The sequence below is a fragment of the Subdoligranulum sp. APC924/74 genome, from assembly GCF_003324125.1.
Classification (GTDB): Bacteria; Bacillota; Clostridia; order Oscillospirales; family Ruminococcaceae; genus Gemmiger; species Gemmiger qucibialis.
Genome location: NZ_PSQF01000183.1, coordinates 1 through 1,648, shown reverse-complemented (window position 1 = coordinate 1,648; position 1,648 = coordinate 1). Strand labels below are relative to the sequence as shown.

The 1,648-nt window shown below is 57.4% G+C and carries 4 protein-coding genes; all 4 read right to left on the bottom strand.

Annotation, left to right across the window (positions count from 1 at the left end; genetic code table 11):
- Positions 1-209 precede the first annotated feature (209 nt).
- Complete coding sequence (locus C4885_RS16080; RefSeq protein ID WP_114001297.1) at positions 210-485, bottom strand: phage holin family protein; 276 nt, start codon at positions 483-485, stop codon at positions 210-212.
- A 32-nt stretch (positions 486-517) separates the two neighbouring features.
- Complete coding sequence (locus C4885_RS16075) at positions 518-769, bottom strand: hypothetical protein (protein WP_114001047.1); 252 nt, start codon at positions 767-769, stop codon at positions 518-520.
- A gap of 2 nt (positions 770-771) precedes the next feature.
- Positions 772-1,071, bottom strand: coding sequence for a DUF4406 domain-containing protein (locus tag C4885_RS16070; RefSeq protein ID WP_114001296.1), 300 nt, complete (start codon positions 1,069-1,071; stop codon positions 772-774).
- A gap of 4 nt (positions 1,072-1,075) precedes the next feature.
- Positions 1,076-1,648: GH25 family lysozyme (locus C4885_RS16065; RefSeq protein WP_305791100.1), on the bottom strand; the 573-nt coding region annotated here is incomplete at its 5' end.

The window sequence follows — 1,648 nt, the reverse complement described above, 5'->3', positions numbered from 1 at the left end:
ACTGACTCTTAATCAGTGGGTCCTGGGTTCGAGTCCCCGATGGTGCACCAAAAATAGCGCGGTAGAATGTGCAAAACATTTGCCGCGCTTTTTACTATATGTTGGGCTGACTACATTTTGACTACAAAGGCATAAAAAATAAGCGGCGGGCTACCCCTATTTTCAGGAGACGGCCCGCCGCTTTTGTTATGGATTATTTAACTTGCCAGTCAGTTGCCTTTGCCGATCTGCTTGATAACCTGATCCGCACCGGTAGCCGCAAGGCCGGAAACAATGCCCACGGCAAGCGCGGTCAGCGGATCAGTGGCGGGAAAGTCCGGCACGTTGATGTACATGGCGGCCACCCCCAGCAGGCCGCCAAGGGCACCACAGATGGACGGCAGCCACTTATTTGCCAGTGGGGTCTGCTTGACAGCCGTTGCGGCCAGGTAGCAGATGACGGTGATGCAGGCAACGCTTGCGATGCCAAAGGATGCAATATCCATGATTTTTCCTCCTATGTCTCTGTGTGTGATTTTCAAGCAGTTTTGTTTTCCAGGTCCGCGATCCGGTGGTTTGCCACACGCAGCTGCTCTTCCAGCACCGGCACCCGCTGGGCAAAGTTATTGTGAGCGCGGACTTCGCGGGTCAGCTCCTCCAAGCGGGCATCCGTGACCGCCTGGGCCGTTATCATCCGCTGTTCGGTACGGCGGGCAGCCATCATGTTGGTGATAACCACCCCCAGCAGGCTCAGCCCGCCGGTGATCAGGGCAACGATGATAGCATCCATGCTCATACCTCCACGATAGGGATGCCGTACTGGGTAGCGGCATCATGCTCAATACGGCATCCGCGATAATCCTGCCAGCCGGGGGCGAACACCACAAAATCAGCGGTGCCCAGCAGCTTGAGGCTTTCGCCCAAATACCACAGCGGCGTTGCGTCAGCCGGGGCGCCCTCGAAAAAGGATTTGATGACCTCGATTTCCTCATGGGTTTTCATGTACACATCAGCAATCAACACCTTGCGCTCTTTGAGGATTTCCTCGTCGGTCTTGCCGCGCATCGGCTGGGAGATAAACAATTTTTTCATAGCTTTACCCCACATACTCAGCCTTGTACAGCCCTGCATCAATCAGCTGCAGCTCTGCGCACTTGCGCATGATGTACCAGGCGTCGCCGCTGGATACCGGCCCAACGTCCAGCATCCACTGGTTGCCATCCGCACAGGTTTCGCGGTACAGGCCGGCGGAGATAAGCCCCAGCCCCTCGCACAGGGCGCGGATGGTTGCGCGGTCGCCGCTGGAGATACGGCCAATGGTGATCCGCTGCTTGTCCAGCTTGTTGGGGGTGGTATCCTCCGGGGTGGACGCGGTGTGGCCCGCCTGGATCATCAGCTGCTCATAGTCCTTATAGACCCGGTTGCAGTCCAGGCTGGTGCCGTAGCCGGGGATGCCCAGCGCGTTGCGGCTGCTGTACTGCCAGATGCCATACGGCAGGGGGCAGGTGCATGTGCTGCCATACTGGGCAACCCAGATATCGTATTTGGACAGCGCCTTGTAGTCCAGGCGGTTGCGGATAAAATCGCAGCTGGCATACAGGATGCCGTAATACCCTGCGGCCTCAATCTCCGACAAAAAGGCCTGTACAAGTGCCGTGCGCTGGGCATT